General features: G+C 74.2%; 26 protein-coding genes and 4 pseudogenes. 21 read left to right on the top strand and 9 right to left on the bottom strand.

The features are described 5' to 3' along the window. Window positions 1-7: 7 nt before the first annotated feature. The gene (locus REH70_RS20550) at window positions 8-499 is read right to left on the bottom strand and encodes a zinc-binding dehydrogenase (RefSeq protein WP_396134736.1); all 492 of its coding nucleotides are present in this window, start codon (window positions 497-499) and stop codon (window positions 8-10) included. Between the two features lie 11 nt (window positions 500-510). Then, window positions 511-1,062 (bottom strand): alcohol dehydrogenase catalytic domain-containing protein, encoded by a 552-nt coding sequence (locus REH70_RS20545; protein ID WP_396134693.1) that lies wholly within the window; start codon window positions 1,060-1,062, stop codon window positions 511-513. A 286-nt stretch (window positions 1,063-1,348) separates the two neighbouring features. Here REH70_RS20545 and REH70_RS07410 point away from each other — a divergent pair, with 286 nt between their 5' ends. The 6 genes from REH70_RS07410 (at window position 1,349) to REH70_RS07385 (ending at window position 7,124) form a co-directional block, all read left to right on the top strand. Next, complete coding sequence (locus tag REH70_RS07410; RefSeq protein ID WP_310753483.1) at window positions 1,349-1,891, top strand: hypothetical protein; 543 nt, start codon at window positions 1,349-1,351, stop codon at window positions 1,889-1,891. A 967-nt stretch (window positions 1,892-2,858) separates the two neighbouring features. Continuing rightward, window positions 2,859-3,800 (top strand): universal stress protein, encoded by a 942-nt coding sequence (locus REH70_RS07405; RefSeq protein ID WP_310753482.1) that lies wholly within the window; start codon window positions 2,859-2,861, stop codon window positions 3,798-3,800. Window positions 3,801-3,892: 92 nt separating this feature from the next. Further along, window positions 3,893-4,408, top strand: a complete 516-nt coding sequence (locus REH70_RS07400) for an ABC transporter ATP-binding protein (RefSeq protein ID WP_310753481.1) — start codon at window positions 3,893-3,895, stop codon at window positions 4,406-4,408. After that, window positions 4,405-4,653, top strand: a complete 249-nt coding sequence (locus tag REH70_RS07395) for a hypothetical protein (RefSeq protein ID WP_310753480.1) — start codon at window positions 4,405-4,407, stop codon at window positions 4,651-4,653. The genes REH70_RS07400 and REH70_RS07395 overlap by 4 nt, the downstream gene beginning before the upstream one ends. Continuing rightward, a complete protein-coding gene (locus tag REH70_RS07390) occupies window positions 4,623-4,835 on the top strand; it encodes a hypothetical protein (RefSeq protein WP_310753479.1) in 213 nt (70 codons plus the stop codon). Before REH70_RS07395 ends, REH70_RS07390 begins: the two co-directional genes overlap by 31 nt. Window positions 4,836-4,844: 9 nt before the next feature. Beyond that, window positions 4,845-7,124, top strand: a complete 2,280-nt coding sequence (locus REH70_RS07385; protein WP_310753477.1) for an ABC transporter permease — start codon at window positions 4,845-4,847, stop codon at window positions 7,122-7,124. On the opposite strand, the gene REH70_RS07380 is transcribed toward REH70_RS07385, so the two are convergent. Beyond that, window positions 7,027-7,413 (bottom strand): hypothetical protein, encoded by a 387-nt coding sequence (locus tag REH70_RS07380; RefSeq protein WP_310753476.1) that lies wholly within the window; start codon window positions 7,411-7,413, stop codon window positions 7,027-7,029. The two genes, REH70_RS07385 and REH70_RS07380, sit on opposite strands and share 98 nt — an antisense overlap. Window positions 7,414-7,579: 166 nt before the next feature. Then, complete coding sequence (locus tag REH70_RS07375) at window positions 7,580-7,771, bottom strand: hypothetical protein (RefSeq protein WP_310753475.1); 192 nt, start codon at window positions 7,769-7,771, stop codon at window positions 7,580-7,582. Window positions 7,772-8,029: 258 nt separating this feature from the next. Here REH70_RS07375 and REH70_RS07370 point away from each other — a divergent pair, with 258 nt between their 5' ends. Continuing rightward, window positions 8,030-8,677 (top strand): response regulator transcription factor, encoded by a 648-nt coding sequence (locus REH70_RS07370; protein WP_310753474.1) that lies wholly within the window; start codon window positions 8,030-8,032, stop codon window positions 8,675-8,677. Window positions 8,678-8,866: 189 nt separating this feature from the next. Here REH70_RS07370 and REH70_RS07365 read toward each other — a convergent pair whose 3' ends face one another. Next, window positions 8,867-9,640, bottom strand: coding sequence for an SDR family oxidoreductase (locus REH70_RS07365; RefSeq protein WP_310753473.1), 774 nt, complete (start codon window positions 9,638-9,640; stop codon window positions 8,867-8,869). A 254-nt stretch (window positions 9,641-9,894) separates the two neighbouring features. Here REH70_RS07365 and REH70_RS07360 point away from each other — a divergent pair, with 254 nt between their 5' ends. From REH70_RS07360 to REH70_RS07350, 3 genes are all read left to right on the top strand, one after another. After that, window positions 9,895-10,866: a magnesium transporter CorA family protein gene (locus REH70_RS07360; RefSeq protein ID WP_310753472.1), complete on the top strand. Its 972-nt coding sequence runs from the start codon at window positions 9,895-9,897 to the stop codon at window positions 10,864-10,866. Between the two features lie 103 nt (window positions 10,867-10,969). After that, on the top strand, window positions 10,970-11,596 hold the full coding sequence (locus REH70_RS07355; RefSeq protein ID WP_310753471.1) for a universal stress protein: 627 nt from the start codon (window positions 10,970-10,972) through the stop codon (window positions 11,594-11,596). 20 nt (window positions 11,597-11,616) lie between these two features. Continuing rightward, entirely contained in the window at window positions 11,617-11,844 is a 228-nt protein-coding gene (locus REH70_RS07350) for a universal stress protein (protein WP_310753470.1), read from the top strand. 516 nt (window positions 11,845-12,360) lie between these two features. Here the strand turns inward: REH70_RS07350 and REH70_RS07345 are convergent. Then, window positions 12,361-12,864, bottom strand: coding sequence for a GyrI-like domain-containing protein (locus tag REH70_RS07345; protein WP_310753469.1), 504 nt, complete (start codon window positions 12,862-12,864; stop codon window positions 12,361-12,363). A 236-nt stretch (window positions 12,865-13,100) separates the two neighbouring features. On the opposite strand from REH70_RS07345, the pseudogene REH70_RS07340 reads away from it, so the two are divergent. From REH70_RS07340 to REH70_RS07330, 3 genes and pseudogenes are all read left to right on the top strand, one after another. Beyond that, a pseudogene (locus REH70_RS07340) lies at window positions 13,101-13,346 on the top strand (DUF4389 domain-containing protein); the annotation flags it as partial. A 34-nt stretch (window positions 13,347-13,380) separates the two neighbouring features. Continuing rightward, on the top strand, window positions 13,381-14,592 hold the full coding sequence (locus REH70_RS07335; protein WP_310753467.1) for a DUF4389 domain-containing protein: 1,212 nt from the start codon (window positions 13,381-13,383) through the stop codon (window positions 14,590-14,592). Beyond that, window positions 14,576-15,514, top strand: coding sequence for a universal stress protein (locus REH70_RS07330; RefSeq protein ID WP_310753465.1), 939 nt, complete (start codon window positions 14,576-14,578; stop codon window positions 15,512-15,514). The genes REH70_RS07335 and REH70_RS07330 overlap by 17 nt, the downstream gene beginning before the upstream one ends. 344 nt (window positions 15,515-15,858) lie before the next feature. Here REH70_RS07330 and REH70_RS07325 read toward each other — a convergent pair whose 3' ends face one another. Beyond that, on the bottom strand, window positions 15,859-16,077 hold the full coding sequence (locus REH70_RS07325; RefSeq protein ID WP_310753464.1) for a hypothetical protein: 219 nt from the start codon (window positions 16,075-16,077) through the stop codon (window positions 15,859-15,861). A 465-nt stretch (window positions 16,078-16,542) separates the two neighbouring features. Between REH70_RS07325 and REH70_RS07320 the strand changes: the two genes are divergently transcribed. The 3 genes and pseudogenes from REH70_RS07320 (at window position 16,543) to REH70_RS07310 (ending at window position 17,853) form a co-directional block, all read left to right on the top strand. After that, window positions 16,543-16,989 (top strand): DUF3267 domain-containing protein, encoded by a 447-nt coding sequence (locus tag REH70_RS07320; RefSeq protein ID WP_310753462.1) that lies wholly within the window; start codon window positions 16,543-16,545, stop codon window positions 16,987-16,989. Window positions 16,990-17,078: 89 nt separating this feature from the next. Continuing rightward, window positions 17,079-17,399 (top strand): annotated as a pseudogene (locus REH70_RS07315) (alpha/beta hydrolase); the annotation flags it as partial. A gap of 94 nt (window positions 17,400-17,493) precedes the next feature. After that, window positions 17,494-17,853, top strand: coding sequence for a prolyl oligopeptidase family serine peptidase (locus REH70_RS07310; RefSeq protein ID WP_310753461.1), 360 nt, complete (start codon window positions 17,494-17,496; stop codon window positions 17,851-17,853). A 16-nt stretch (window positions 17,854-17,869) separates the two neighbouring features. Here REH70_RS07310 and glpX read toward each other — a convergent pair. After that, window positions 17,870-18,860: pseudogene (gene glpX / locus REH70_RS07305) on the bottom strand (class II fructose-bisphosphatase). 166 nt (window positions 18,861-19,026) lie between these two features. Next, window positions 19,027-20,028, bottom strand: a complete 1,002-nt coding sequence (locus REH70_RS07300; protein WP_310753460.1) for a LacI family DNA-binding transcriptional regulator — start codon at window positions 20,026-20,028, stop codon at window positions 19,027-19,029. Between the two features lie 186 nt (window positions 20,029-20,214). Here REH70_RS07300 and REH70_RS07295 point away from each other — a divergent pair, with 186 nt between their 5' ends. From REH70_RS07295 to REH70_RS07275, 5 genes and pseudogenes are all read left to right on the top strand, one after another. Next, entirely contained in the window at window positions 20,215-21,285 is a 1,071-nt protein-coding gene (locus tag REH70_RS07295) for a substrate-binding domain-containing protein (RefSeq protein ID WP_310753459.1), read from the top strand. A 101-nt stretch (window positions 21,286-21,386) separates the two neighbouring features. Further along, window positions 21,387-22,427 carry an ABC transporter permease gene (locus tag REH70_RS07290; RefSeq protein WP_310753458.1) on the top strand — a complete coding sequence of 347 codons (1,041 nt, stop codon included), beginning with the start codon at window positions 21,387-21,389 and terminating at the stop codon, window positions 22,425-22,427. A gap of 14 nt (window positions 22,428-22,441) precedes the next feature. After that, window positions 22,442-23,322: pseudogene (locus tag REH70_RS07285) on the top strand (ATP-binding cassette domain-containing protein). Further along, the gene (locus REH70_RS07280; RefSeq protein WP_310753457.1) at window positions 23,319-24,260 is read left to right on the top strand and encodes a PfkB family carbohydrate kinase; all 942 of its coding nucleotides are present in this window, start codon (window positions 23,319-23,321) and stop codon (window positions 24,258-24,260) included. Before REH70_RS07285 ends, REH70_RS07280 begins: the two are co-directional and overlap by 4 nt. Continuing rightward, window positions 24,257-24,892 carry a nucleoside/nucleotide kinase family protein gene (locus REH70_RS07275; RefSeq protein WP_310753455.1) on the top strand — a complete coding sequence of 212 codons (636 nt, stop codon included), beginning with the start codon at window positions 24,257-24,259 and terminating at the stop codon, window positions 24,890-24,892. Before REH70_RS07280 ends, REH70_RS07275 begins: the two co-directional genes overlap by 4 nt. Window positions 24,893-24,897: the final 5 nt, after the last annotated feature.

The raw sequence follows: 24,897 nt of genomic DNA, 5'->3' as shown, positions 1-24,897 counted from the left end.
AGAGAGCTCAGCGGCTGAGGAGCACCTTGACGGCGTGCGTCCGCGCGGCGTCACCGAACGTCTCGTACGCCGAACCGATGTCGTCCAGGGCGAACCGGTGGGTGACGAACGCCTCGGCGGGCAGTCGTCCGGCAGCGACGAGCTTGAGCAGCATCCCCAGGGACGTGGTGTTCACCAGCCCCATGCTGATGGAGATGTTCTGGATCCACAGGTCCTGCAGATCCAGCTGCACCGGAGCGCCGTGGACGCCGACGTTCGCCACCGAGCCGCCGGGACGCACCATGGCCGTGCACATGCCGAACGTGACCGGGATCCCGACCGCCTCGACCGCCACGTCGACCCCGTGCCCGTCGGTGAGGTCGCGGACCCGGTCCGCCCACCCCTCGTGACCGGAGTTGACCGCCGCGGTCGCCCCCACCTGCCGGGCGAGCTCCAGGCGGTTCTCGTCGAGGTCGATCGCGACGACCTGCGCCGCGCCGTGCAGCCCTGCGGTGGCCATGACGGCGAGCCCTACCGGTCCGGCTCCCACGACCGCGACCGTGTCGCCCGGCTTGACCCGGCCGTACTGGACACCGATCTCGAAGCCGGTCGGGAAGATGTCCGACAGCAGCACGGCCGACGCGTCCGGCACGCCGTCGGGCAGCCGGTACAGGGAGGTGTCCGCGAACGGCACGCGGACCATCTCGGCCTGGGTGCCGTCGATGAGGTGGCCGAGGATCCACCCGATCCCCGCTGCCCCTCGCCGGCCAGGCAGTGCGACGGGATGCCCGCCCGGCAGTACGTGCAGCGGCCGCACGCACTGATACAGCTGATGATGACGCGATCTCCTGCGGCGACGTTGTGCACCGAGTCACCCACCTCGAGCACGGTCCCGACGCCCTCGTGCCCGAGGATCCGGCCCGCGGTCACCGCGGGGACGTCACCTTTGAGGATGTGCAGATCGGTGCCGCAGATCGTCGTCGTGTCGATGCGGACGACCGCGTCCGTGGGCTCGATGACGACGGGATCCGGCACCTCCTCCCAGCCGGTCCGGCCAGGTCCGTGGTACACCAGCGCCTTCATGACGTCCTCCCGTTCCGGTTGCGGAGCGGCCGGACGGCGGCGCCCCGGACCACCAGACTCGACCCGGTCCCGTCCCGCCGGCCAGGGCACGAGGTCCCTCGATCCGGGAGATCCCGGAGGCCGCCGTGCTCCCTGCGCTCGCCTGCGCTCGCCTGCGCCCACCTGCGCCCGCGAGCAGCCGTGACGTACGTCCCTTCCCGGCCGCCGGGTCGGCGCGCAGCCTGGGGACGAGGCGGACCGGGATCGCCCCGGGGCGTCGACCGCAGGACGACGAAGGAGGACGACCATGACTGCGCTGCACGAGGTCGTCGGGTGCCAGCCCGGGGTGAGGGGCGACCCGGGGCCCGCCGACCGCGCTGCGGTGGCGCGGTGGGCGCACCGGGTGGGCGCGGGCGCCGGGGTCATGATGGCGGCCGGAGCAGGGGTCAACACGGTGCTCGTGACCGTCCGTCCCGACGTCTACCGCGCCCTCGGTGCCTGGTTCGTGGAGGTCTCGCCCTGGAGCCTGGCGCCCCAGATGCGGCTCTGGTCGGCGACCTTCGCCGCGCACCCCAGGGTGTGGGGCGTCGTCGTCGGGGTCGGTCTCGAGGCCGCCGTCGGGGCGCTCGCGCTGTCGGGGGACCCGCGTCGTCGTGCGGCGGGCCTGGCCGGCGTGTCCGCGTTCCACCTCGGCCTGCTCGGGATGGGCCTGTGGGCCTGGGCGCTGCCCGTGCTCGCGGTCGTGGTGCCGGCGACCGCCGTCACCGCCGCGGCCACACGCCGTGCGTCCGCCGCCAGTTGCAGGGGAAGGGAACCGGACGCGCCCAACCCCACGGGCGGTGACGTCTGATGGCGAGCGGCGTGGCTGGCGACGTGACGAGGCAGCGCGGCCCGTCTGGCACCGCGACGCCGGAAGACGTCCGGTGCGACGTCGCCCGCTGGCAGGGCCTGGTCCGGTGCGGTGCATGGGCCGCGCTCGCCGGCGTCGCCATGATCGTGGTCCAGATGGGCCTCTACGTCGTCTGGCCCCCGCCGGCCACGGTCGAGGAGTACTTCGACCTGCTGCTCGCGGATCCCGTGCGCGGTGCGGTCGCGCTGGACGCGCTGTACGTGGTGAGCAACCTCCTCGCGTACCTGCTCTACGGAGCCCTCGCCGTCGTGCTGTGGCGCGTCAGCCGGTCCGGGGCCGCGGTGGCGCTCGCCTTCGGCGTGCTCGGCATGGCCGCCTACCTGGCCTCCCCGCGGCCGGTCGAGATGCTCATCCTGGCGAGGGCGTACGACGAGGCGGCGCCGGCCGAGCAGGTCGCCCTGCTGGCGACCGGTGAGGGGATGCTGGCGACGTGGATGGGGACGGCCTTCGACCTCTACTACCTGCTCAACCTGGTGACGCTCGTGCTGCTCACGGTCCTCATGCTGCGGTCGACCGTCTTCACCCGGGTCACCGCCTGGTGGGGGTGGCCGCCGCCGTGCTCATGGCCGTGCCCTCGAACGCCGGTGTGGTGGGACTCGCGTTCGCGCTCGCGTCCCTCGTGCCGTGGTCGGTCTTCTCCGTCCTGGTCTGGCGTCGCCTCCGCGGACTGGTGGCCGAGAGCACCGGTCCGTCGACGGCTCCCCCGCATCGTCGATGACGCGGGCAAGGGGACGGGACACGGCGCCGGGTTCCCTCGGGCGCCGCCTCCTGCCGACCGGTTCGACCGATCCGCGACGTCGTGTGCGGGCGGCGATGTCGGGACGTACGGCCCGTCCCGGGGTGACCCGGCGGGACGACAGTGGGGTCGTCGGCACCGCAAGGAGTGCCCGCGACGAGGAGGCGTGCCATGTCTGCCGGACAGCCGGTCGTCATCGGGTTGGACGGATCCGTGCACAGCACCCGCACCCTGGCGTGGGGGCTCTCGGAGGCGCGGCTCCGGGGCGCTGACGTCGTGCTCGCGCACGTCGTCCCCGATCCCGCGGACGCCATCCGGATCGGGTGGTACCCGCTGGGCGAGGACGTCGACGCCGACCTCGAGGGTCAGCGGTACCGGAGCGACGTCCTGCGGACGGCGCGCGACCGGGCACCCGGGCTGGCGATCGAGTCCCGGCTCCTGCGCGGTCCGACCGTCGCGGCGCTGGTGGCGCTCGCGCAGGGCGCCCAGCTCGTCGTGGTCGGCGCAGGTGGGTCCAGCGACCTCTCGCGTCCGGGGACCGTCGGCATGCGCCTGGTGGCCCGCGCGCCGTGCCCCGTCGCGGTGGTCCACGACCCGCACCCCGGCGCGAGCTCGCGGGCACCGGTGGTCGTGGGGGTGGACGGGTCGGACTGCGCGCTGGTGGCCGCGCGCGTGGCGGCGCGCGAGGCCGCTCTGAGGCGGGCGCCGCTCGTCGTCGTGCACGCCCGCGCGGTCGCCTCGAGCCCGTACGCGCCGGGACGAGCGGCCCCGCCCGTGCTGCCGCCGGCCCGCGAGCTGGACGCGACGCCGGAGCCCGCGCAACGCGCCGTCGCGCTGCTGCGACGGGATCACCCGGCTCTGCCGGTCTCCCTGGAGCTCGTCGACGACGACCCGGCCCGGGCCGTGGTCGGGGCGGGGCGGCGCGCCCAGCTCGTGGTCGTCGGGTCGCGAGGTCTGGGTGGCCTGCGGGGGGCTCTGGTCGGCTCGGTGAGCAGCGAGGTGCTGCGGGAGGCGGACTGCACGGTGCTCGTCGTCCACCAGCGCTGCGCGACGGGCACGGAGCACGGCGCCGACGTCGTCGGCCCGGGCCACGCCCGTCCGCCGCGGACGTGACCGAGGTCCCTGTCGGACCGACGCCCGTGGTCCCTAGCGTGGTCGTGACCCGTGGTGGTCGACGGCGGCGGTCCGACGTGAGGTGGTGTCCCATGGCTGCGGTGGAGGTGGCCGGGCTGCGGAAGGTCTACGGCGACCTGGTCGCCGTCGACGACCTGTCCTTCACGATCGATGACGGCGAGGTGTTCGCGCTCCTGGGGCCGAACGGTGCCGGGAAGACGACCACCGTGGAGATCCTCGAGGGGCACCGGACCCGCAGCGGCGGCACGGTCAGGGTGCTGGGGCGGGACCCGCAGAGCCGGGATCCCGAGCTGCTCGCACGCATCGGGATCGTGCTGCAGGAAGCCGGGTTCGAGGAGGACTTCACGGTCCGCGAGCTGGTCCGGCTCTACGCCGGCATGTATCCGCGCCACCTCCCCGTGGACGGCGTCATCGCGCGCGTCGGGCTGGCCGACAAGCAGGACGCGCGGGTCACGACCTTGTCCGGGGACAGCGGCGCCGCCTCGACCTCGCGCTCGGCCTCGTCGGCGACCCCGAGCTGCTCTTCCTTGACGAGCCCACGACCGGTTTCGACCCCTCGGCCCGCCACCGCGCCTGGGAGCTGGTGAGGGGACTGCGCGACCTGGGGACCACGGTGCTGCTCACCACGCACTACATGGACGAGGCCGAGCACCTCGCCGACCGGGTCGCGGTCGTGGTCGGGGGCCGGCTGGTCGCCCTGGGGGCGCCCGGCGAGCTGACCAGCGGTCAGCGTGCCGCCGTGGTGACGTTCCGGCTGCCGGCCGACACGGGCGCCGGGCCGCTCCCCGACTCGACGGGACAGTGGTCGTCGACGGTCCGGTCCGGCAGCTGACCACGGCCGACCCCACCCGCGCGTTGCACGTGCTGACCGGCTGGGCGCTGGACCACGGCGTCGAGCTGTCGGACCTCGCCGTCCACCGGCCCTCGCTCGAGGACGTCTACCTCGAGCTGGTCGAGCGGGCGGCCCCACGCGAGCCCGCCGGTGCCGCTGCGCCGGCCGCGCCGGTGAGGTAGGGCCGACGGATGCCCGGCGCCGCGCTCAGCACACCACCCGCCACGGGGCGACCGGGCACCGGTCGACTCCTGCGCCGACAGCTCGTGCACACGGGCGTCGAGCTGTGGCGCGCGCGGGTCGTCATGATCTTCACCCTCGTGCTGCCGGTCGTCTGGCTCGTCGTGATCGGGATCCTCGCCGGCAACGCCACGGTGGACGGCGGCAGCGGCGTGCGTCTCATGCAGTTCGTCACGCCGGTCGCCGTCGCCATGGGCGTGCTCTACGCCGCGTTCCCGACGGTGGCGACCTCGCTGGCCCAGGCGCGGGAGCTGGGCACGCTGAAGCGGGTCCGCGGCACCCCGATGCCGGTGTGGGTGTACGTCGCGGGAAGGGTCGGTGGTGCAGCGGTCTTCGCGCTCGCGGCGGTCGCGGTCGTCCTCGCGCTCGCCGTCCTCGCGTACGACGTCGAGGTGGTGTGGCGCACCGTTCCCGCGACCGCCGCGACGCTCGTCGTGGGGACCGTCTGCTTCGCCGCGATCGGAGTCGCGTTCTCCGTGCTGTCGCCGTCGGCCGCCGTCGCGCAGGCCGGCTCGATCGCTGCCGCCGTCGTGCTGACGTTCGTCTCCGGCATGTTCACCATCGGCGGCACGATGCCGACGTGGCTCGACAGGGTCGGTGAGGTGCTCCCGCTCAAGCCGTTCACCCGCGCGTTGCAGCAGCAGTTCGACCCCGTCCACCCGGGCGCCGGGTGGGATCCGGGCGCGCTCGCCGTCATCGCCGTGTGGACGGCGCTCGCCGGCCTGGTGGCGGTCCGGTGGTTCGGGCGGACGCCCGCTGCCCGGGGTGGTGCGCCGCGTCCGACGGCCGCTGGTCCGGCGGGACCGGCGCGCTGGGACCCCACGGACGCCGGCGCCCTCACGCCGGTGGTCGCACCGCGGCACGGCACGGTCGTCCTGGTGACGGGTCAGGTGTCGGCGGCCGTGCGGTCGCTGCGGCGGGACGCAGGGACGGTGTTCTTCGTCGTCGTCATGCCGGTCGGGCTGTACGCGCTGATGGTCACCATGCAGGGCCCCGGGGCCGAGCCGCGACCTGGGGTGCGCTTCGCCGACTTCTTCGCGGCGAGCATGGTGACCTGGGGCACCGCCGTCACAGCGTTCATGAACCTCCCCGAGTCCGTCGCCGTAGCGCGCGACCGGCGGGTGCTCAAGCGGTTGCGGGGCACCCCGTTGCGGCCCTGGCACTACCTCGTCGGACGCACGACGGGCGGTCTCGCACTGGTTCTGCTGGTCACGGCGACCGTCCTGCTCCTGGGTCGGCTCGCGTACGGCGTCCGGCCCACCGGGACGGGGCTCGTGATCGGGCTCGGGGTGCTCGCCCTGGGCGTGGTCAGCCTGGCCGCGTGCGGTTTCGCCGTCGCGGCGATCATCCCGGACGCGCGTGCCGTCGGCTCGGTCGCTCTGGTCGTGCTGCTCCCGCTGGCGTTCTTCTCCGACGTCTTCGTCAACGACGTCCCGACGTGGATGGGACGCGTCGGGGCAGTCTTCCCGTTGAAGCACCTCCAGAACGCCCTCGCGGATGCCTGGGGTGCGTCCGGCGCCTCGATCGGGTGGGACCACGTCGGGGTGCTGGTCCTGTGGACGGTCGGCGCCGGTCTGGTCGCCCTGCGCCGGTTCCGGTGGGAGGCCGGGACCGATGGCGCGGCTCGACCCACCGCGGCGGCCACGACCGGGGAGGTGAGGACCATGGCCGATCTGACGACGGCCCGAGCGGCCAAGGCGCACCTGAGGGAGCGACTCGACGGGCGGCACGGCATCTGCGGCGTCGGCCTCGCCCGGGGAGCGCAGGGCTACGAGCTGCACGTCGCCGTCACCCGTACGGCCGCGCGCGACGCGGTGCCCGCCGTGGTGGACGGGGTGCCGGTCCGCGTCCGGGTCACGGGGACGTTGCGTGCCCGCGAGGACCGGCCGGCTCCCGCGCCGTCCCGTGGACCGGGTGGGAGGCGTGTGGGTCGCCGTGCCGGTCACCGAGGAGCTGTTGTTCCGTGGGTTCTTGCTCACCGCGCTGCTGCGGGCGCTGCGCCTCGCCGACGAGGTGCGCCGGCAGGGGTACGGGCTCATCGACCTGCGGGGTGGCGATCCCCGCCGAGCGCGCGGTCACCCGGCGAGCGTCCCGTTGCGGGAGCTCACCGGGCTCCGTACCTCCACCCCACCGTCACGCGTGCAGCGTGGCCACCTGCCGGTCGTGACCGGGGACGGCACCGGCGTGGTCGACCAGCTCGACCACGACGACCACGGCGATCAGCCCCATGAAGACCGCCAGCCACACCGCGGCGGCGGCCGTCTCGGCCAGCACCAGCGCCGTGACACCCACCACGAGCGCCGCGACCGCCAGGGCGATCTCCGCCTTGCCGACCCGGTCGACCGGGTCACCGCGCCTGAGCACCAGGAACGCCGCGACGCCGAGGATCAGGCCGACCGCGGACATCCCCCGTGGGTCCTTGACGAACGGCATGTCGCCGTCGATCAACCAGCCGACGTAGGGGACGGCGATGGCCGCCGTGAGCAGGATCGCGACGAAGTCCTTCGTCTTCAGCCTCATCTCTCTCACCTCCTCCCCGCTCCGCGTCCAGCGTCCGCCACCGCATGCGGGACGCACGAGAGCACTACGTCCCGCCCCGGCTGTTCAGGGAGCCCGCTCGACTCGAGCCGAGCGGACCCGGTGTGGCGGCTGGGCACGGGCGAGCCGCCGGAGCCACGCCGGGCGGTCAGACCTGCGGGCTCCTCGCGCTTCGGAGCGGTTCGCCCCCGACGGAGCCCGCACGCGCCGATCCGCAGAAGACGACCGAGTGCCCGAGGAGGAAGCCGACGTCGTGCCAGCCCCCGGGTGATGCTGACCTCGTCGACCCGACGTCGTCGGTGAGCAGCGGGATGAGGAGTGTGACGAGGCTGATGGACACGCGGCCCGCCGGGTGGGTGGACGGCCGTCGAGGCGTGAGCTCGAGGTCTCACCAGGTCTCTCCGCGCGCCACCCGCGCCGCGTCGTCGACCGTGACGCCCCGAGCGCCGGAGAGGCCGCCTCAGGGGGTGTCGTGCGGCCCCTGGACGGGTCCACGATGGTCGTGGGCACCGACCAGTCGTCCATGCCACCCGCGCGACCGGGTGCCCGGCCGGCGGGCCACGCCGGCATCCCGTCACCAGCGTCCCGGGAGGGCCCCATGATCGACGTGTTCGTGCTCGACGACCACGAGATCGTCCGGCAAGGCCTCATCCATCTCATCGACTCCCAGGACGACATGCGCGTCGTCGGCGAGGCGAGGACCGCCGCGGAGGCCGTCACCCGAGCGTCCCGGCTCGACCTCGACGTCGCGGTCCTGGACGTCCGGCTGCCCGACGGCAGCGGGGTCGAGGTGTGCCGACACCTGCGCTCGCAACGCCCCGAACTCGCGTGCCTCATGCTCACCTCCTTCGCCGACGACGAAGCGCTGCTCGCCGCGGTGACCGCCGGCGCGGCCGGGTACGTCATCAAGGACGTTCGTGGTCTGGAGCTCCTGCAGGCGATCCGCACGGTGGCCACTGGCGCCTCGCTGGTGAGCCCGGAGGCCTCACGTCGGGTCGTCCAGCGCATGAACCGGGTGCGGCACCACGACACCCGGCTGGAGCTCCTCAGCGCCCAGGAGAGGGCGATCCTCGAGCTCATCGGTCAGGGCCTGACCAACCGGCAGATCGCCACCCGGATGTACCTGGCGGAGAAGACGGTCAAGAACTACGTGTCCAGCCTGCTGGCGAAGATCGAGGTGCACAGCCGCACCCAGGCGGCGCTGTTCATCGCCGACCAGCACGCGCGCCACGACCAGCGGGCGTGAACCCCGCGCGACGGGCGCCGTCACGCGCGCGGCCCGCGGGCCTGGGCCGACCCTGGCACCACGGTGTCGCTGAACCGGGCGAGCCGGCAGGGGCCTTGGTCCCCTGGACGCCCGTCGGAGACCGGTCTCCGGCCGTGCCCCGGGCCGACTCGACGGGCGTGCTGGTCGGGTTCGGGTATCGGCATGTCCTCACCAGGTGGAGTCGCCACGGATCACCGCGTCGGCACCACCGTCGAGGAACACGACCTGTCCGCATAGGTGGGTGTTGGCCTCGCTCACCAGCCAGGCCAGCAGGTGCGCCGGCACGTCGGGCGCCATGAAACCGCCGAGGGGCATCGGCAGGGCGGCGGCGACCGCAGCACGCTGCACATCCGTGCCGATGAGGTCGGCCACCATCGGGGTCTCGACGACGCCCGGCGCGATGGCGTTCAGGGGGATCCCGTGACCGGCCCAGTGCCGCCAGGGCGCCATGCGGCGCACCCACCGGCACAACGCCGCCTTGCTGCTGGCGTAGATGAGGTCCGCGTCCCCCGCCTCCACGAGCTTCTCGGCCCGGCCGAGCGCACCGGCCTCGTCACCGGCCAGGCACAGGTCGACCAGCTCGGCGTCGCACGGCATGAGGGCGGCGACCGACGCGGTCGCGGCGGCCCGCGGTGCGGTCGAGGCGTCGAGCAGCGGCCGCAGCCCCTCGAGCGTCGCGACCGAGCCGAAGTAGTTGACGGCGACGTCGGACGGTGTCCGGCCGGCCGAGCCGGCGTTGGCGACCACGGCGTCGACGCGCCCCGCCGACAGCGCGGCCACCCGCTCCACCACGAGCGCACGCCCGGCGGCGGTCGCCAGGTGCGCGAGCACCTCGGCGTCGTGGAGGTCGACGCCGATCACCCGCTCACCGCGGGACTCCAGCACCGTACGGGTCGCCCGGCCGATCCCCGACGCCGAGCCCGTGACCACCGTGGTGCGCATGGCCCCTCCTGCTCCGTCCGCAGGCCCGACCGCTCGCCTGGCTCACCCGACGCTACGGGTGCACGCCCTGGTGTCGTCGGACCTTCGTCCCGTGCTCCGGCGGACGAGGGTCTCCGGTCGACCTCCTCGGCATGAGACCAACGACCCTTCCGCCGCGGGACGAAGGGCGCGACGCTGGGTGTGGTCGCCCGGCGCGACGCGCACCGCCGGGCGACCGCCGCGCGGCCGACCGGACCCGTGCCGAGGGGATGTCCATGCGCCGCAACCGGCTGTACCGCGACGGCGAGCTGGAGCTCGAGGACTTCGACTGCGCCCGGATCGACGAGCTGCTGGCGGAGCCCGGCACCGTCGTCTGGCTCCACCTCGACGCACCCGACGACGCCGACCTGACGATGCTCACCGAGGAGCTCGGGGTCTCGCGCCCGCGCGCCGAGGAGTTCCTGCGGACCAGGCAGCGCGCCAAGGTGACCCGGCACGACCACGACCTGCTGATGACGGTGTACGGGACCCGCATCGATCCCGCGACCGCCGAGCTGACGACCAGCGAGATCGGTGTCATCGCCTCCGAGCGCTGGATGGTCACGCTGCGCAAGACCGGCGACCTCGACGTGGACGATCTGCGGCGGGAGTGGGACGGGAGCTCCGACCTCGCCGTCCACGGTGTCGCGTTCCTGGTCCACGGTCTGCTCGAGCAGATCGTGGACACTCACTTCGACGCGGTGCAGCGCCTGGACGACGCGATCGACCTCGTCGAGGCGGACCTGTTCGGGGGCGCCGCGCGGGACGACGACGTGCACCTGCGCTCGTACGCCGTGCGCAAGGCGCTGGTCGGCCTGCGCCGGGTCGCGCTGCCGATGCGGGAGGTCCTGCTGGCGTCCACCCGGCGTGACGTGCACGTCCCCGACGAGGCGATGGTGCCGTACTTCGCCGACGTCTACGAGCAGGTGCTGAGGGTCACGGAGTGGACCGAGACCCTGCGCGACCTGGTCACCACCATCCAGGACTCGACGCTGCAGATCCAGAACAACCGGATCAACGAGGTGATGCGCAGGCTGAGCGCCTGGGCGGCGATCTTCGCCGCGTCCACCGCCATCACGGGCTTCTACGGGATGAACGTGCTCTACCCCCAGATCGAGAGCCGGGCGGGGGCCGTCACGGCGAGCGTGCTGCTCGTCGTGACGTCCCTCGCCCTGATCGTCGCGTTCCGCGCGCGACGCTGGTTGTAGGGCAGGGAACGTCGGGACCGAAGTCCCTGACGCGGCTGGCCGGCGGCCGGGCACGCTGGGCCCACCGGGTCGTGCGACGACCTGCGAACCTGAGGAGGGTGCCATGCGTGCCGACGGTCCCGTGGTCATCGCGATGGACGGATCACCGCACAGCGCGCAGACCCTCGAGTGGGGCCTGACAGCGGCGGAGCTCCGGGAGGCGGACGTCGTGCTCGCACGTGCGTACCAGGAACCCCGAGAGATGACGCAGTGGAGCTGGTACCCGATCCTCGACGACCTGCGCTTCGACACCGAGGCCAAGCAGTACCTCGCCGACACCGTGGACCACGCGACGTCCCGCCACCCCCGGCTGCGGATCACCACGCGCCTGCTGCACGGCCCGGAGGTGCCCCTGCTGCGCGACCTGACCGACGACGCGCAGCTGCTCGTCGTCGGTGCCCGCGGCCACGCGGGACGCAGCCGCATCGGCCGGGTCGCTGCGCACCTCGCGGCTCACGCCCGCTGCCCCGTGGCTGTCGTCCGAGACGTGACCGACGAGGCCGGCCCCGTGGTCGTCGGGGTCGACGGCTCGCCGTCGTCCCTCGCCGCCGCGGACGTGGCCGCGCAGGAGGCGACGCTGCGTGAGGTCCCGCTGGTCGTGGTGCACGCCCGGCCGCCGCTGCCCGCCCCCTACGGGACCGAGGGGATCGGGCTGCTCACCCCCTGGCCACGTCGGACGAGAACGACCTGACGCACCGCGCCGCCGAGCAGGTGGCGAGCGCGCTGCGCGCGGAGCATCCACGACTCGATGTGCGCCTCGAGCTCGTGGACGACGACCCGGCGCACGCCCTGACCCAGATGTCGCACGGCGCCGTGCTGCTCGTGGTGGGGTCGCGCGGGCTGGGTGCCTTCCGGGGGATGCTGCTGGGCTCGGTGAGCAACGAGGTGGTGCGCAGCGCCCCCGGCACCGTCCTCGTCGTGCACGACGTGACGGGCTGACCGCAGCCGAGCCGGACGGCGCGGGAGGACGGGACCTCATGCCCTGCCCTGGCGTGCGTGCCTGCGCCATCGTCGAACCATGGACGGCATCCTCGACTCGTTGGTGATCGACCTGGCGGAGCTCGACTCCCCGGATCGGCACCGCACGGCGCACCGGGGGTGGACGCCGCCACCACGGCGGTCCTCACCTTCGTCGCTCGCCAGGGGGCGCCGTCCTCTACCGGAGCCCGCCCTTCCTCGGTCCCCACCTGGCGGCGGACCCGGACCCGTCCGAGCAGGTGGCACCGGGGAAGAACCGGTGCCTGCACCTCCTGCGTCGGGACATCCAGCGCGACGGATGGGAACCGTGCGGCCGCGGACCACAGCCGTGGGCGCTGCACTTCGCACGTCCACCCCGTGCCGTGACCGCAGTCGTGCCGGGGCCGTCCGGTACCGGGACCCTCCCCGCGGAGCTCGCGCCCGGCCCCGTCCCGCCGCTGTTCCGCCGGGGATCCCGCCGCGGGAAGGGTGCACGCCTCAACGGGCCCCGACCGCCGGCCCCGTGACGGGCAGGAGGACCCGGGTACGCCACGTCGCCGGGTCGGGGTCCGACTCCGGACCCGACTCGTAGATCTCCCAGGACTGGTCCAGCGTGTCCAGGTGGTGCTCGGCCACCCATGCCTCCATGCGCGTGTAGGTCTCGCGCAGCCCGTCGTACGCCCCGGTGTGCACGCTCTCGGCGGCGCGCACCGCGGGCAGCGGGTCGGCCACCACCTCACCAGGCGACAGGTCGACGACCACGGCGCCGACGTCGACCGGCTCCACCACGGGGAACCCGACCTCGAGGTCGACGCTGTCGTCGAAGTGGCCGCGGTACCGCGCGTAGGGAGCCCCGGCCGGTACGGCGCCGAGGTGCTGCAGGGCCTGCGCCACGGCAGGGATCACCCGCCCGAACACGTCGCCGATCTCGTCCCACCGCACCACCTGGCGAACACCCAGGGTCGGCTGCTCGAGCCGTTCGATGAGCCTGATCTCGTCCATGCCTCCGTGCCTCCGTGCCCGCGGACGCGATCTGCCGGCGTGCCCGCGGGTGGCGGGCCCGGGCGGGCGGTACCGGCCGCGGCTGACGGCGACCACCCGCGGTCCGACCGTAGGACGCAGGAGCGCTGTGGTGAAGGGCCGAACGTCACGCCCGGCCAGGGCCGTTCGTCCCTGGTGCGCGCCGCCGTGGAGTGGCACACCTGGAGTGAGACCTCAGCGGAGGAAGGTGATCGGCGATGGCGACTGCAGCTCCGGTCCTGTCACCGGGTGCTTGGCGTCATCCCGTCCGGGTGGACGCCCAGGCGCCCTTCGCGCTGTCGCGGTGGCTGTGGCTGGTCAAGTGGCTCCTCGTCCTGCCGCACGTCGTCGTGCTGGCGTTCCTGTGGGTCGCCTTCGTCGCGCTCAGCGTCGTCGCGTTCGTCGCGATCCTCGCCACCGGCCGCTACCCGCGCGGCATCTTCGACGTCAACGTCGGCATCCTGCGGTGGTCCTGGCGGGTCGCCCTGTACTCCTACGGTGCGCTCGCGACGGACCAGTACCCCCTTCACGCTCCGGGAGGTCGAGGAGTACCCCGCGCACCTGCACGTCGACTACCCCGAGCACCTCTCGCGCGGTCTGGTGCTGGTCAAGTGGTGGCTGCTCGCCCTGCCGCACTACCTCGTGGTGGGCATCCTTGTAGGCGCGGGCTGGCAGACCGCCCGGGTCACGTCCAGCGTCGGCTGGCGCTGGGAGGGCGGGCTGATCGGCCTCCTGGCGCTCGTCGCCGCCGTCGTGCTCGCCGTCCGGGGCGCCTACCCGCGCCCGCTGTTCGACCTCCTGCTCGGGCTGCACCGGTGGGTGCTGCGCGTGACGGCCTACGCGGCCCTGATGACCGACGTGTACCCGCCGTTCCGCCTCGATCTCGGCGAGCACGAGACCTCGGACCGCCGGACGACCGACCGTGGGACCACCGCGGCAACGGTGACCGGGAACCCGCCGGCGACGACTCCCGTGACCGTGCAGCCGGCGGCGGTGCAGCCGGCGCTGGTGCAGCCGGAGGGCACGGGGCCTGGGGCCACCCGGGCGGGCCCGTCCGGCAACAAGCCGTCGACGACTGCTCGACTGATCGGTGGGATGGTCCTGCTCGTCGTGGGTTCGGGGGCCTTCATGGGCGGTGCGTCCGCCGCGGTGGCCGAGCTCGGCATCCGCGACGGCGAGTACCTGACCAGCCGGTCGTGGCCCGTGTCGACACCGGGCTACGCCATCGAGCTCGGTGACGTGGAGATCCACGCCCCCGACGCCGGGCTGCGCTTCCTCGAGGGCGTCCTCGGGGACGTCCGGGTCCGCGCCACCGCGGACGACGACGGCCCGCTCTTCCTCGGTGTCGGCACCGCCGACGACGTCGCCGCGTACCTCGACGGGGTCGCCCACACCCGCGTCGTCGGTGAACGCGGTCGGTCGGTCGAACTCCCCGGCGGAGCCCCGTCGATGGCGCCGGAGGAGACGGACATCTGGATCGCCCGATCGGTGGGCCGTGGAACGCAGGAGGTCGAGATCACGCCCCGCAACGGGACGTGGGTCGCCGTCGTCATGCCCGCCGACGTGGGAACCGGTCAGCGCGCCGAGGTCGACGTCGGCGCCACCGTCCCGTGGCTCCCCGGGGCTGCGGTCACCGGGCTCGTCCTGGGCCTCGCCCTGATCGGCGCCGGCGCGTGGCTGGTGGGGAGGGATCATGTCGACCGAGCATGAGACGCGCCGCGACCGACCGGTCGTCGTCGGGGTGGACGACTCGGAGCCGAGCCTCGTGGCCGTGGAGGTGGCAGCCGACGAGGCGCGCCGCCGGAACTGCGCCCTCGAGGTCGTGCACGCGTTCGTGTGGCCGCTGTACCGCGTCGACCTGGAGCCGCCGCCGGGCGCGCCCCCCGACGCGGGCCTGCGGAACGCGGCCGACGGCGTCGTGCAGCACGCCGTCGACCGGGCCCACCAGGTCGCCCCGGACGTGCTCGTCACCGGGCACGTCATCCCGGGGCGCACCCTCGACGTCCTGGTCAACCGGTCCTCCCACGCCGGCCTGGTGGTCATCGCCGATCGAGGGCTCGGCCCCGTGTCGGGTCTGGTGGTCGGCTCGGTCGCGGTCGGGCTGGCCGCGCACGGCCGGTGCCCGGTGCTGGTCGTCCGCGGCGACGCGCAGGCGCAGGGCCCCGTCGTCGTCGGCGTCGACGGCTCACCGGCGAACCTCCCGGCCGTCGACCACGCGCTCGCCGCCGCGGCCGCCCGTGAGGTGCCGTTGCACGTGCTGTACGCGCGCCGCGCTTCGACGGCGGCCGCGGACCCCGAGGTCGGTGGCGCAGACACCGGGACCGCGGACGACACGGCTGCGGTCGGACGTCGCGTGGCGGCGTGGGTGTCGCACCGGCGCGCGTCGCACCCGGACGTCCCGGTCGAGCCCGTCGTGGTCGTGGGTGACCCGCGGCAAGCCCTCATCGACGCCAGCCAGCACGCCGGTCTGCTCGTGGTCGGCTCGCGCGGCCGTGGGGGCTTCACCGGGATGCTGCTGGGCTCGGTCAGCCAGGCGGTCCTGCGTCACGCCGCGTGCCCGGTGGTCGTCGTCCCGCCACCCCTGCCGACGCACGTCGCGTCGCCCGATCCCACGTCGAGCGTCCGGGACTGACGCGGCGTGGTGACCACCTCGGGCTCCGTCGGCCACGGGACCGCGCTCAGCGGGTGTCGCTCCCGGAGCGTCGTCGATGTACCTGGTCACGACGCCCTCCCACGGGGGCTGCACTGGGGTGGGTGCTGTGGTCCACGTCGGCGGCAGCCGCGCCGTCGTGACCTCCCACCACCGTGGTCCGGAGCCCCCTCCGGAGGGCCAGGGACCTTCGGCCCCCGGACGATGCGGGCCGATTCGGCAGGGCACTTGGTCCCTGGCCGTCGGCATGGCCGCTCGTCAACCTGGAGGTGACGGATAGACGCACGGACGAGAGGTGGGGTGGACGCCATGCAGGCACTGGTGGTCTACGAGTCGATGTTCGGCAGCACGCGCGACGTCGCGCGCGCCGTCGGCGACGGGATGGTTCCGTTCATGGACGTCGACCTGGTCGAGGTCGGCACCGCCACCTCTCGTGCCGACACCGAGCTGCTCGTGGTGGGCGCCCCGACCCACGCGTTCGGGTTGAGCCGGCCGACCACGCGCGACGACGCCGCGCGGCAGGCCCCGCACGAGATCGTGTCCACCGGCGACGGCGTACGGGAGTGGCTCGAGCGACTCGAGCCCACGGCCGCCGGGCTCGCCGCCGCTGCCTTCGACACGCGCGTCTCGAGCCCCGGGTCCCCGGGTCGGCGGCCAGGGCGGTCCACCGCCGGATGCGCCGCCTGGGGTTCAACCTCGTCGCGCCGCCGGAGTCGTTCTGGGTGGACGGCACCCGCGGACCGTTGCTGCCGGAGGAGGTGGCCCGGGCCCGCGCGTGGGGTGCTCAGCTGGCCCGTGCCGTCACCCAGCGGTCCCCCGGACCCGTGGCATGCCGGTCTGACCAGCGAGGGCGGGGACGGCCGATCGGGCGAACCATGGCTCACCACAGCGTCAGGCCGCGCGGGACTCGCGTTCCCGACGGCTACCGGCTCGACTCCACGACCGACCTCAGGGCGAACCAGCGGGCGGCCACGGCCATCGCCCTGTTGTTCGGATCGACCGTTGCCGCCATGGTCGTGGCGGCGCTCGTCCTGGACCTGCCCGTGGTGAGCAGCTGGAGCACCGGCACCGGCGTCGCGATCACGGTGGCCGCCTGCGTGGCGACCATGGTGGTGCACGAGCTCACCCATGCCGTCCTGCTGCGGTGGCTGACGGGAGATCGCCCCACGGTCGCGGTCCGGCTCCCCTACCTCACCACCGGGAGCGAGGCGTTCCTGACCCGGGGCCAGGCTGTCGTCGTCGCCCTCGCTCCCCTCGTCGTGCTCACACCGGTCCTGCTGGGGCTGCTCCGCGCCCTCCCGCCCGACTTCTTCCTCACGGTGTACGTGGTGCTCGCGCTCAACGTCGCGGGCTCGGCCGGGGACGCGCTCCAGGCGCAGGCGTTCGTGACCCTCCCGCGCGCGGCCCTCGTCCGCGACGACGGCGAGAGGACGTCCGTGTACCTCCCCGTGGCGTGACCGGTCGTGCGTGCCCCGGCCGGGCGCACGCGGGCCGTCCGCAGCCGGGTGCACCGCCGCCCTCGTGCCGCGCGGCACCGGTGCGTGGGATGTGCCACCGTCACCGGCGTGACCCCCACACTGCCCCCCACGCGACCACCGATCCGCCCGACCGCCTGGGCCTGAGCGTCATCCCCTCCCGGCACCCCGGGGCGCGACCGGCGGTGCTGGTCCTGCCCGGCGGGGGCTACCACCACCACGCCGACCACGAGTCCGAGCCGGTCGGCCACTGGCTGGCCGGCCTCGGGATCCACGCCGTCGTGCTGCGGTATCCCGTCGCACCCTCGCGCCACCCCGCGCCGCTGAGGGCCGCCCGCCGCGCGCTGGACCGGATCCGCGCCGGCACGGACGGGCTCGACGTGGACCCCGGCCGCGTCGGGGTCCTCGGGTTCAGCGCCGGGGGCCACCTCGCCGCCTCCCTCGCGCAGCAGCCCGACCCCGGACCTGTCGGTCCTGGCGTACCCGGTGATCTCGTTCCTCGACGAACCCCACGAGGGCTCGGTCGAGGCGCTCCTCGGGCCGGACGCCGACGCCCGGGGACGGGCCGAGCACTCCGTCGACCGTCACGTCACCCCGCGCACTCCCCCGGCGTTCGTGTGGCACACCGCCGACGACGCCGCGGTGCCGGTCGGTCACTCCCTGCGGTACTGCGCCGCCCTCGCGGCGCAGGCGGTCCCGTTCGAGCTGCACGTCTTCCCGAGCGGGCGCCACGGTGTCGGCTTGGGCACCGAGGTGCCCCGCGTCGCGCAGTGGACCTCGCTGTGCGAGGCGTGGCTGCGGTCGCTCGGGTGGCTGGCCGACGACGCGGTCATCCCGGGGACCTGAGCCCCGCGCCGCTCGGTCAGCCGCGGCTGCGGAGCTTGGACAGGGCGTGCCGGCTGTGGACCGAGCGGATGGTGCCGCTCCTGGCCCGCATGACGAGCGACTCGGTGGTCGCCCCGTCGGGGGTGTACCGGACGCCGTGGAGGAGCTCGCCGTCGGTGATGCCGGTGCACACGAAGAAGGCGTTGTCGGAGCGCACGAGGTCGGTCGTGGTGAGGATGCGGTCGAGGTCGTGGCCGGCGTCGAGCGCGCGCTGCCGCTGGACGTCGTCGGCGAACCACAGCTTCGCCTGGATCGCGCCGCCGAGCGCCCGCAGTGCGCAGGCGGTGAGCACGCCCTCGGGGGTGCCGCCGACGCCCAGGGCGATGTCCACCCCGGTGTCCGCGGTCGCGGCCATGATGCCGCCGGCGACGTCGCCGTCGCTGATGAACTTGATCCGGGCACCGGTCGACCGCACCCGCTCCACCAGCTCGGCGTGCCGCGGCCGGTCGAGGATGCACGCGGTCACGTCCTCGGGGTCCTTGCGCAGCGCGGTCGCCACCGCCCGGAGATTCGTCTCGACCGGCGCGGTGATGTCGATGACGTCGGCCGCCTCGGCGCCCACGACGATCTTGTCCATGTAGAACACGTCCTTGGGGTCGAACATCGACCCCCGCTCGGCGATGGCGATCATCGCCAGCGCGTTGGGCATGCCCTTGGCCAGGAGCGTGGTCCCGTCGACCGGGTCGACCGCGACGTCGTACTCCGCGCCGACGCCGCTGCCCACCTCCTCGCCGTTGTGCAGCATGGGTGCCTCGTCCTTCTCACCCTCGCCGATGACGACGACCCCGCGGAACGGGACGGTGCCCAGCAGCAGCCGCATCTGGTCGACGGCGGCGCCGTCGCCCTGCTCCTTCTCCCCGGCCCACCCAGCGCCCCGCCGCCATGGCGGCGGCCTCGGTCACGCGCATGAGGTCCAGGCCGAGGTTGCGCTCGGGGAGCTGGTAGGTGGGCGACGTCGTTCCGGTCATGGAGTCCTCCTCGTCGGCGATGCTCGGTCGTCCGGTGCAGCGAGCATGCCGCATCGGCGCGCGTGGCTCAGCGCGTCGGCGCCCTGCGCCGGTTCGCCGGCCGCGATGACGGCCGTCCGACCGCCGATTCGCCGGCCGCGAGACCGGCCGTCGCACCGCCGCGGGCTCAGGCCGGTCGGCACCCGCAGGAGTCGCGGTGCATGACCCGCGCCGGGACCCGGAACGACCTCGGCTCGCCCGCGGTGCCCGCGATGCGCCGCAGCAGCAGCTCGACGGCCAGCCGACCGATCCCGGCCGCGTCCTGCGCGACGGTCGTCAGCCGGGGCGAGAACACGTCCGCCCACTCGAAGTCGTCGAAGCCGACGAGGGCGACGTCGTCGGGCACCCGTGCCCCGCGGTCCCGCAGCAGCCGCATCGTGGCGATGACCATCGTGTTCTGCGCCGCCACCACGGCGGTCGGCGGGTCCGGGAGGCCCAGCAGCGAGCCCACCGCCGCGTAGGTGGTCGCGGCGTCCGAGCCTCCCGCGACCACGAGCTCGGGCTGCACGGCGAGGCCGGCACGCTCCAGGCCCAGCCGGTAGCCGTCCAGGCGCTCGGCGGTCGTCGTCAGGCCGTGCATGCCGCAGACCATCGCGATCCGCCGGTGACCACGGTCCGCGAGGTGCTGGACGAGCTCGGCCATCGGCGCGGCGTTCTCGGTGCAGACCGCGTCGAACCGCGGATCCGGGGAGCGGTCCACCAGGACCGTCGGCAGCCCGCTGCGGGCCAGCCGGTCCAGCGCCGGGGACGCACCGGCCGACGGCGCCAGGAGCAGCCCGTCGAGCTGACGACCGCGCAGCGCGGCGATCACCCGGCGCTCGGTCTCCGGGTCCTCGTGCGTGTCGGCGAGCAGGAGCGTGAAGCCCGCCTCGCTCGCCGCGTCCTCCATGGCGTGCACGACCTCGCCGAAGTAGAGGTTCGTCAACGCCGAGATCGCCACCCCGATCTGCTGGGTGCGCGACCGCACCAGCGCACGGGCCTGGTGGTTGGGCACGTAGTCCAGCGCGTCGACCGCCTCCAGGACGCGCCGCCGGGTGTCGTCCGCGACGACCCGGGTGTTGTTGAGCACGTGGGAGACGGTCGACGCGGAGACGCCCGCGGTGCGCGCGACGTCGGTGATCGTGACCATGCCCGGCCTTCCGCTCGGTGTGCCGGCGCGCACACCCCGAGGCGCACGCGGCGTCCGCGCGACCCAGGACAACGATTGCGCAAACGCATGCGCAAACGCTTGCGCGCGGTGAATCTACGCTGCTTGACTCGGGTGCACCACCAACCGGTGTGACGCAGCACACAGTGGACGCAAAGGGGCGTACCCATGAGCTCGAACTGGCGCAGCAGCAACCCGACCCGCCGCACCGTCCGCCGCCGGACGGCAGCGGCCGCAGCGCTCGCGGCCCTCACCCTGGGCGTCAGCGCCTGCAGCGGCGGGGGCGACGAGGAGCCCGCCGGCGACGCGACCGGCGACACCGGGGGGACGTCGACGGCCGAGGACGTCAGCATCGGCCTGATCACCAAGACCGAGACCAACCCCTTCTTCGTGACCATGCGCGAGGTCGCGAGCGAGTACGCCGAGGAGCAGGGCGTCGAGCTGACCGCGCTGGCCGGGGAGTTCGACGGCGACAACGAGGGTCAGGTCCAGGCGATGGAGAACCTCATCGCGCAGGGCGTGGACGGGATCATGGTCACGCCCAACAACTCCACCGGCGTGCTCGGCGCGATCGAGCAGGCACGTGCTCAGGGCATCGTCGTGATCGCGCTCGACACGGCGACCGACCCGGAGGACGCCGTCGACGCGACGTTCGCCACCGACAACCTCGAGGCGGGGCGCCTGCAGGGTGCGTACGTCCGCGCCGTCCTGGGCGACACCGAGCCGCGGCTCATCATGCTCGACGGCACGGCCGGCGGGACGGTCGACACCTTCCGCCACGACGGGTTCCTCGACGGCTTCGGGATCGAGGAGGGCGACCCCGCGATCGTCGGCATGGAGAACACCCAGGGCGACCAGAACACCGCCCAGACCGCGATGGAGAACCTCCTCCAGCGCAACCCCGACGTCAACGCCGTCTACACGATCAACGAGCCCGCGGCGCGTGGCGCCTACGCCGCCATCGAGGCTGCCGGACTGACCGACGGGGTGACGATCGGGTCCATCGACGGCGGCTGCCAGGGGGTCCAGGACGTCGCCGACGGCCGCTACGCCGCCACCGTCATGCAGTTCCCCGCGGAGATGGTCCGGCAGGGGATGGACGCGATCATCCAGGCCGCCGAGGGCGGTGAGGCGCCGTCCGGGTTCGTGGACACCGGCAGCATCGTCATCACCGACGAGCCCGTCGACGGCATCGAGTCCCAGGACACGGCCTGGGGCCTGGAGAACTGCTGGGGCTGAGTCACCCAACGAGCCTGCTCCCTCGGTGGCCGACCCCGGGTCGGCCACCGAGGCGTCGGCTCGCCGGCACCCCAGTCCGCCGCCCCGACCCGGAGGAACCGATGTCCACGAGCACCACCGCCGCCGACCCACCCCCGCCGGCGAACCCTCAGACCGATGCCGACGTCCCGCGCGGCGTCGCCCGGCGCGAGGCTCTCGGCCGCGCGCTGAGGACCCCGGTGCTCGGCCCGCTGGGCGCACTCGTCCTCGCGGTCGTGATCTTCACCGTCACCACGGACACGTTCGCGACGGCGGGGAACGCCTCGCTCGTGCTGCAGCAGTCCATCGTCATCGGGACGCTGGCGCTCGGTCAGACCCTCATCATCCTGACCGCCGGCATCGACCTCGCGAACGGCGCGATCGCCGTGCTCGGCACGCTCGTCATGGCCAAGCACGTCGTCGGTGGTGGCAGCCCGCTGACCGCCCTGCTCCTCGGGATCGTCGTCACCGTCGCCCTCGGCACGGTGAGCGGCCTGCTGGTGACCCGGATGGGGCTGCCGCCGTTCATCGTCACCCTGGGCATGCTCACGGTCGTCTTCGCCCTCGCCCGCCTGTACGCCGAGTCGCGCAGCTACCCGGTCAGCGACCGGCTGCTGCGGTTCTGGGGTGAGGGGACGACGATTGGCGACGTCCGGGTGACGTGGGGGACGTTCCTGCTCCTCGCGGTCTTCGCGGCCCTGTGGTTCGCCCTGACCCGGACGTCCTGGGGCCGGCACGTCTACGCCGTCGGCAACGCGCCGGAGGCGGCCCGGCTGACCGGCATCAAGACGAACCGCACCATCCTGTCCGTCTACGTCGTCGCCGGGGCGCTGTACGGGCTCGCCGCCTGGCAGGCCCTGGGGCGCATCCCCAACGCCGACCCGAACGCGTACCAGACGGCGAACCTGGACAGCATCACCGCCGTCGTCATCGGCGGCACGAGCCTCTTCGGCGGCCGGGGCAGCGTCGTGGGCACGCTCATCGGCGCCCTCATCGTCGGGGTGCTGCGCTCGGGGCTCACCCAGGCCGGCATCGACAACCTCTACCAGGACCTCGCCACCGGCATCCTCGTGATCGTCGCGGTGTCCCTGGACCAGGCCTCACGCCGGAGGGCGGCCCGATGAGCACCGTGAGCCCGATGTCCCCCGGAAGCGCGGCCGACGCCGGACCCGTCCCCGTCCTGCAGGCCCGCGGCCTGACCAAGTCCTACGGGCACGTCCAGGCGATGGTCGACGCCGACTTCGACCTGCTCCCCGGCGAGGTCCTCGCCGTCGTCGGGGACAACGGGGCGGGCAAGTCCACGCTCATCAAGGCGCTGTCGGGCGCCGTCGTGCCGGACCGCGGCGAGATCCGCGTCGACGGGGACCCGGTCAGCTTCCGCTCCCCCATCGAGGCCCGCGCCCGCGGCATCGAGACCGTCTACCAGGACCTCGCGGTCGCACCCGCCCTCGACATCGCCTCGAACCTGTTCCTGGGGCGGGAGATCCGTCGCTCGGGCGTCCTCGGCTCCGTCCTGCGGATGGTCGACGCCGCCGCGATGCGCACGGAGGCGAAGCACCAGCTCGACGCGCTCGGGGTGCGGATCCCGGACGTGCGGCAGCCCGTGGAGAGCCTCTCGGGGGCCAGCGGCAGAGCGTCGCCGTCGCCCGGGCGGCAGCCTTCGGCACCCGACTGGTCATCATGGACGAGCCGACCGCCGCCCTCGGCGTCCGGGAGTCCGGCATGGTGCTCGACCTCATCCGGCGGATCAGCAACCGCGGGCTGCCGGTCGTCCTCATCTCCCACAACATGCCGCAGGTGTTCGACATCGCCGACCGGATCCACGTCCACCGCCTCGGGCGCCGCGCCGCCGTCCTGGACCCGCGCGAGCACTCGATGAATGACGTCGTGGCCGTGATGACGGGGGCGCTCGACCCGGCGTCGCTCGGCGGGACGCCCCGGCCCGGCGCCGCGTCCGGCCCGGACTCCGTGTCCGGCACGGACTCCGTGTCCGGCACGGGCTCCGAGGCGGTGCGGTGACGGCCGACCCCGTCGCAGCCCGCCCGCCGCGGGGGCTGTTCGTCGGGCTGGCCACGGTCGACGTCGTGCAGCGCGTCGAGGGGCTGCCCGGCCCGGACGAGAAGGTCGTCAGCAGCCGCGCCGACGTCAGCGCCGGTGGGCCCGCCTCGAACGCGGCCGTGACGTTCGCCGCGCTGGGCGGGGACACCACGCTGCTCACCGTCGTCGGCGGGGGGCCGCTGGCCGCCGTCGTGCATGCCGACCTCGCCGAGCACGGCGTCGCGCTCCGCGACGTCGGGGACGACGCCGCCCACCGACCGGCGCTGTCGTCCGTCACGGTCGTGGACGCCACGGGCGAGCGGTCCGTCGTGTCACGCAACGCCGAGGGCGTCGCGGTGGACCCGCCGCCGGACCTGGCGGACCTCGTGGCGGGTGCCGACGTCGTCCTGCTCGACGGGCACCACCCGCGCCTCGCCGTCGCCGCCGCGGCCGCCGCCCGCGAGCGCGGGGTCCCGGTCGTGCTGGACGCGGGGAGCTGGAAGCCCGTGCTGGCCGATCTCCTGCCGCTGGTGACCGCGGTCATCTGCTCCGCGGCGTTCCGCCTGCCCGACGGACGGGTGCCCGACGGCGCCCTCCTCGCGGGCGGACCCGAGCTCGTGGCGGTCTCCGCCGGCGCCGGACCGCTGCGGTGGTGGCGGCCGGACGGGTCCGGCGAGGTGCTGGTGCCGGCGGTCCGTGCACGTGACACCCTCGGCGCCGGGGACGTGCTGCACGGGGCGTACGCCTTCGCGGTCGCCGCGGGTCTGGACCTGGTGCAGGCGCTGGGACCGGCGGTAGCGGTCGCGTCGCACCGCGTCGGCCACGTCGGCCCGCGGTCCTGGCTGTCCGACCCGCTGCTGCCCACGCTCGTCCCGCCCACGCTGATCCCGCCCACGCTCTTTCGAGAGGAGCCCCGATGACCGACGACGCCGCGACGCCCGGCGCCGTGGACCCGGCGCTCCTGGAGCGCGCCCGCCGTCTGGTCGGGTCCGGTCGCCGGCGGCTGCTCGGGATCACCGGTCCGCCCGGGGCGGGCAAGTCCACCCTCGCGCAGGCGCTCGTCTCCGCGCTCGGCGACGACGCCCGGCTGGTCGGCATGGACGGGTTCCACCTCGCCGAGGCGGAGCTGCACCGCCTCGGCCGCCACGACCGCAAGGGCGCACCGGACACGTTCGACGCCGGTGGGTACGCCGCGCTGCTGCGGCGCCTGCGGGCGGCGGACGAGCCGGTCGTCTACGCCCCGCTCTTCGACCGGTCGCTCGAGGAGTCGATCGCCGGTGCCGTTCCCGTGCCGCGGGAGGTCCCCCTGGTCGTCACCGAGGGCAACTACCTCCTCGTGGACGACGGCGCCTGGGCGGCCGTGCGTCCCCTGCTTGACGAGTGCTGGTACGTCGAGCCCGACGACGACGTGCGGGTCGACCGCCTGGTCGCCCGGCACGAGCGGTTCGGCCGGACCCCGCAGGCCGCGCGCGAGCGGTCCCTCGGGTCGGACCAGCGCAACGCCGAGGTGGTCGCGGCCACGCGGGCGCGGGCGGACGTCGTCGTGCGCTGAGCGCC

It is taken from the genome of Cellulomonas sp. ATA003, from assembly GCF_031582905.1.
In the GTDB taxonomy this organism is placed as follows: Bacteria; Actinomycetota; Actinomycetes; order Actinomycetales; family Cellulomonadaceae; genus Pengzhenrongella.
The sequence above is the reverse complement of the archived record's forward strand: the minus strand, read 5'-3'. Positions and strand labels throughout refer to the sequence as shown.

Coding starts and splice junctions, on each gene's coding strand:
- REH70_RS20550 (WP_396134736.1), bottom strand. CDS start 499: ATGGCCACCGCAGGGCTGCACGGCGCGGCGCAGGTCGTCGCGATCGAC.
- REH70_RS20545 (WP_396134693.1), bottom strand. CDS start 1,062: ATGAAGGCGCTGGTGTACCACGGACCTGGCCGGACCGGCTGGGAGGAG.
- REH70_RS07410 (WP_310753483.1), top strand. CDS start 1,349: ATGACTGCGCTGCACGAGGTCGTCGGGTGCCAGCCCGGGGTGAGGGGC.
- REH70_RS07405 (WP_310753482.1), top strand. CDS start 2,859: ATGTCTGCCGGACAGCCGGTCGTCATCGGGTTGGACGGATCCGTGCAC.
- REH70_RS07400 (WP_310753481.1), top strand. CDS start 3,893: ATGGCTGCGGTGGAGGTGGCCGGGCTGCGGAAGGTCTACGGCGACCTG.
- REH70_RS07385 (WP_310753477.1), top strand. CDS start 4,845: ATGCCCGGCGCCGCGCTCAGCACACCACCCGCCACGGGGCGACCGGGC.
- REH70_RS07380 (WP_310753476.1), bottom strand. CDS start 7,413: ATGAGGCTGAAGACGAAGGACTTCGTCGCGATCCTGCTCACGGCGGCC.
- REH70_RS07370 (WP_310753474.1), top strand. CDS start 8,030: ATGATCGACGTGTTCGTGCTCGACGACCACGAGATCGTCCGGCAAGGC.
- REH70_RS07365 (WP_310753473.1), bottom strand. CDS start 9,640: ATGCGCACCACGGTGGTCACGGGCTCGGCGTCGGGGATCGGCCGGGCG.
- REH70_RS07360 (WP_310753472.1), top strand. CDS start 9,895: ATGCGCCGCAACCGGCTGTACCGCGACGGCGAGCTGGAGCTCGAGGAC.
- REH70_RS07355 (WP_310753471.1), top strand. CDS start 10,970: ATGCGTGCCGACGGTCCCGTGGTCATCGCGATGGACGGATCACCGCAC.
- REH70_RS07345 (WP_310753469.1), bottom strand. CDS start 12,864: ATGGACGAGATCAGGCTCATCGAACGGCTCGAGCAGCCGACCCTGGGT.
- REH70_RS07330 (WP_310753465.1), top strand. CDS start 14,576: ATGTCGACCGAGCATGAGACGCGCCGCGACCGACCGGTCGTCGTCGGG.
- REH70_RS07320 (WP_310753462.1), top strand. CDS start 16,543: ATGGTCGTGGCGGCGCTCGTCCTGGACCTGCCCGTGGTGAGCAGCTGG.
- REH70_RS07300 (WP_310753460.1), bottom strand. CDS start 20,028: ATGGTCACGATCACCGACGTCGCGCGCACCGCGGGCGTCTCCGCGTCG.
- REH70_RS07295 (WP_310753459.1), top strand. CDS start 20,215: ATGAGCTCGAACTGGCGCAGCAGCAACCCGACCCGCCGCACCGTCCGC.
- REH70_RS07290 (WP_310753458.1), top strand. CDS start 21,387: ATGTCCACGAGCACCACCGCCGCCGACCCACCCCCGCCGGCGAACCCT.
- REH70_RS07275 (WP_310753455.1), top strand. CDS start 24,257: ATGACCGACGACGCCGCGACGCCCGGCGCCGTGGACCCGGCGCTCCTG.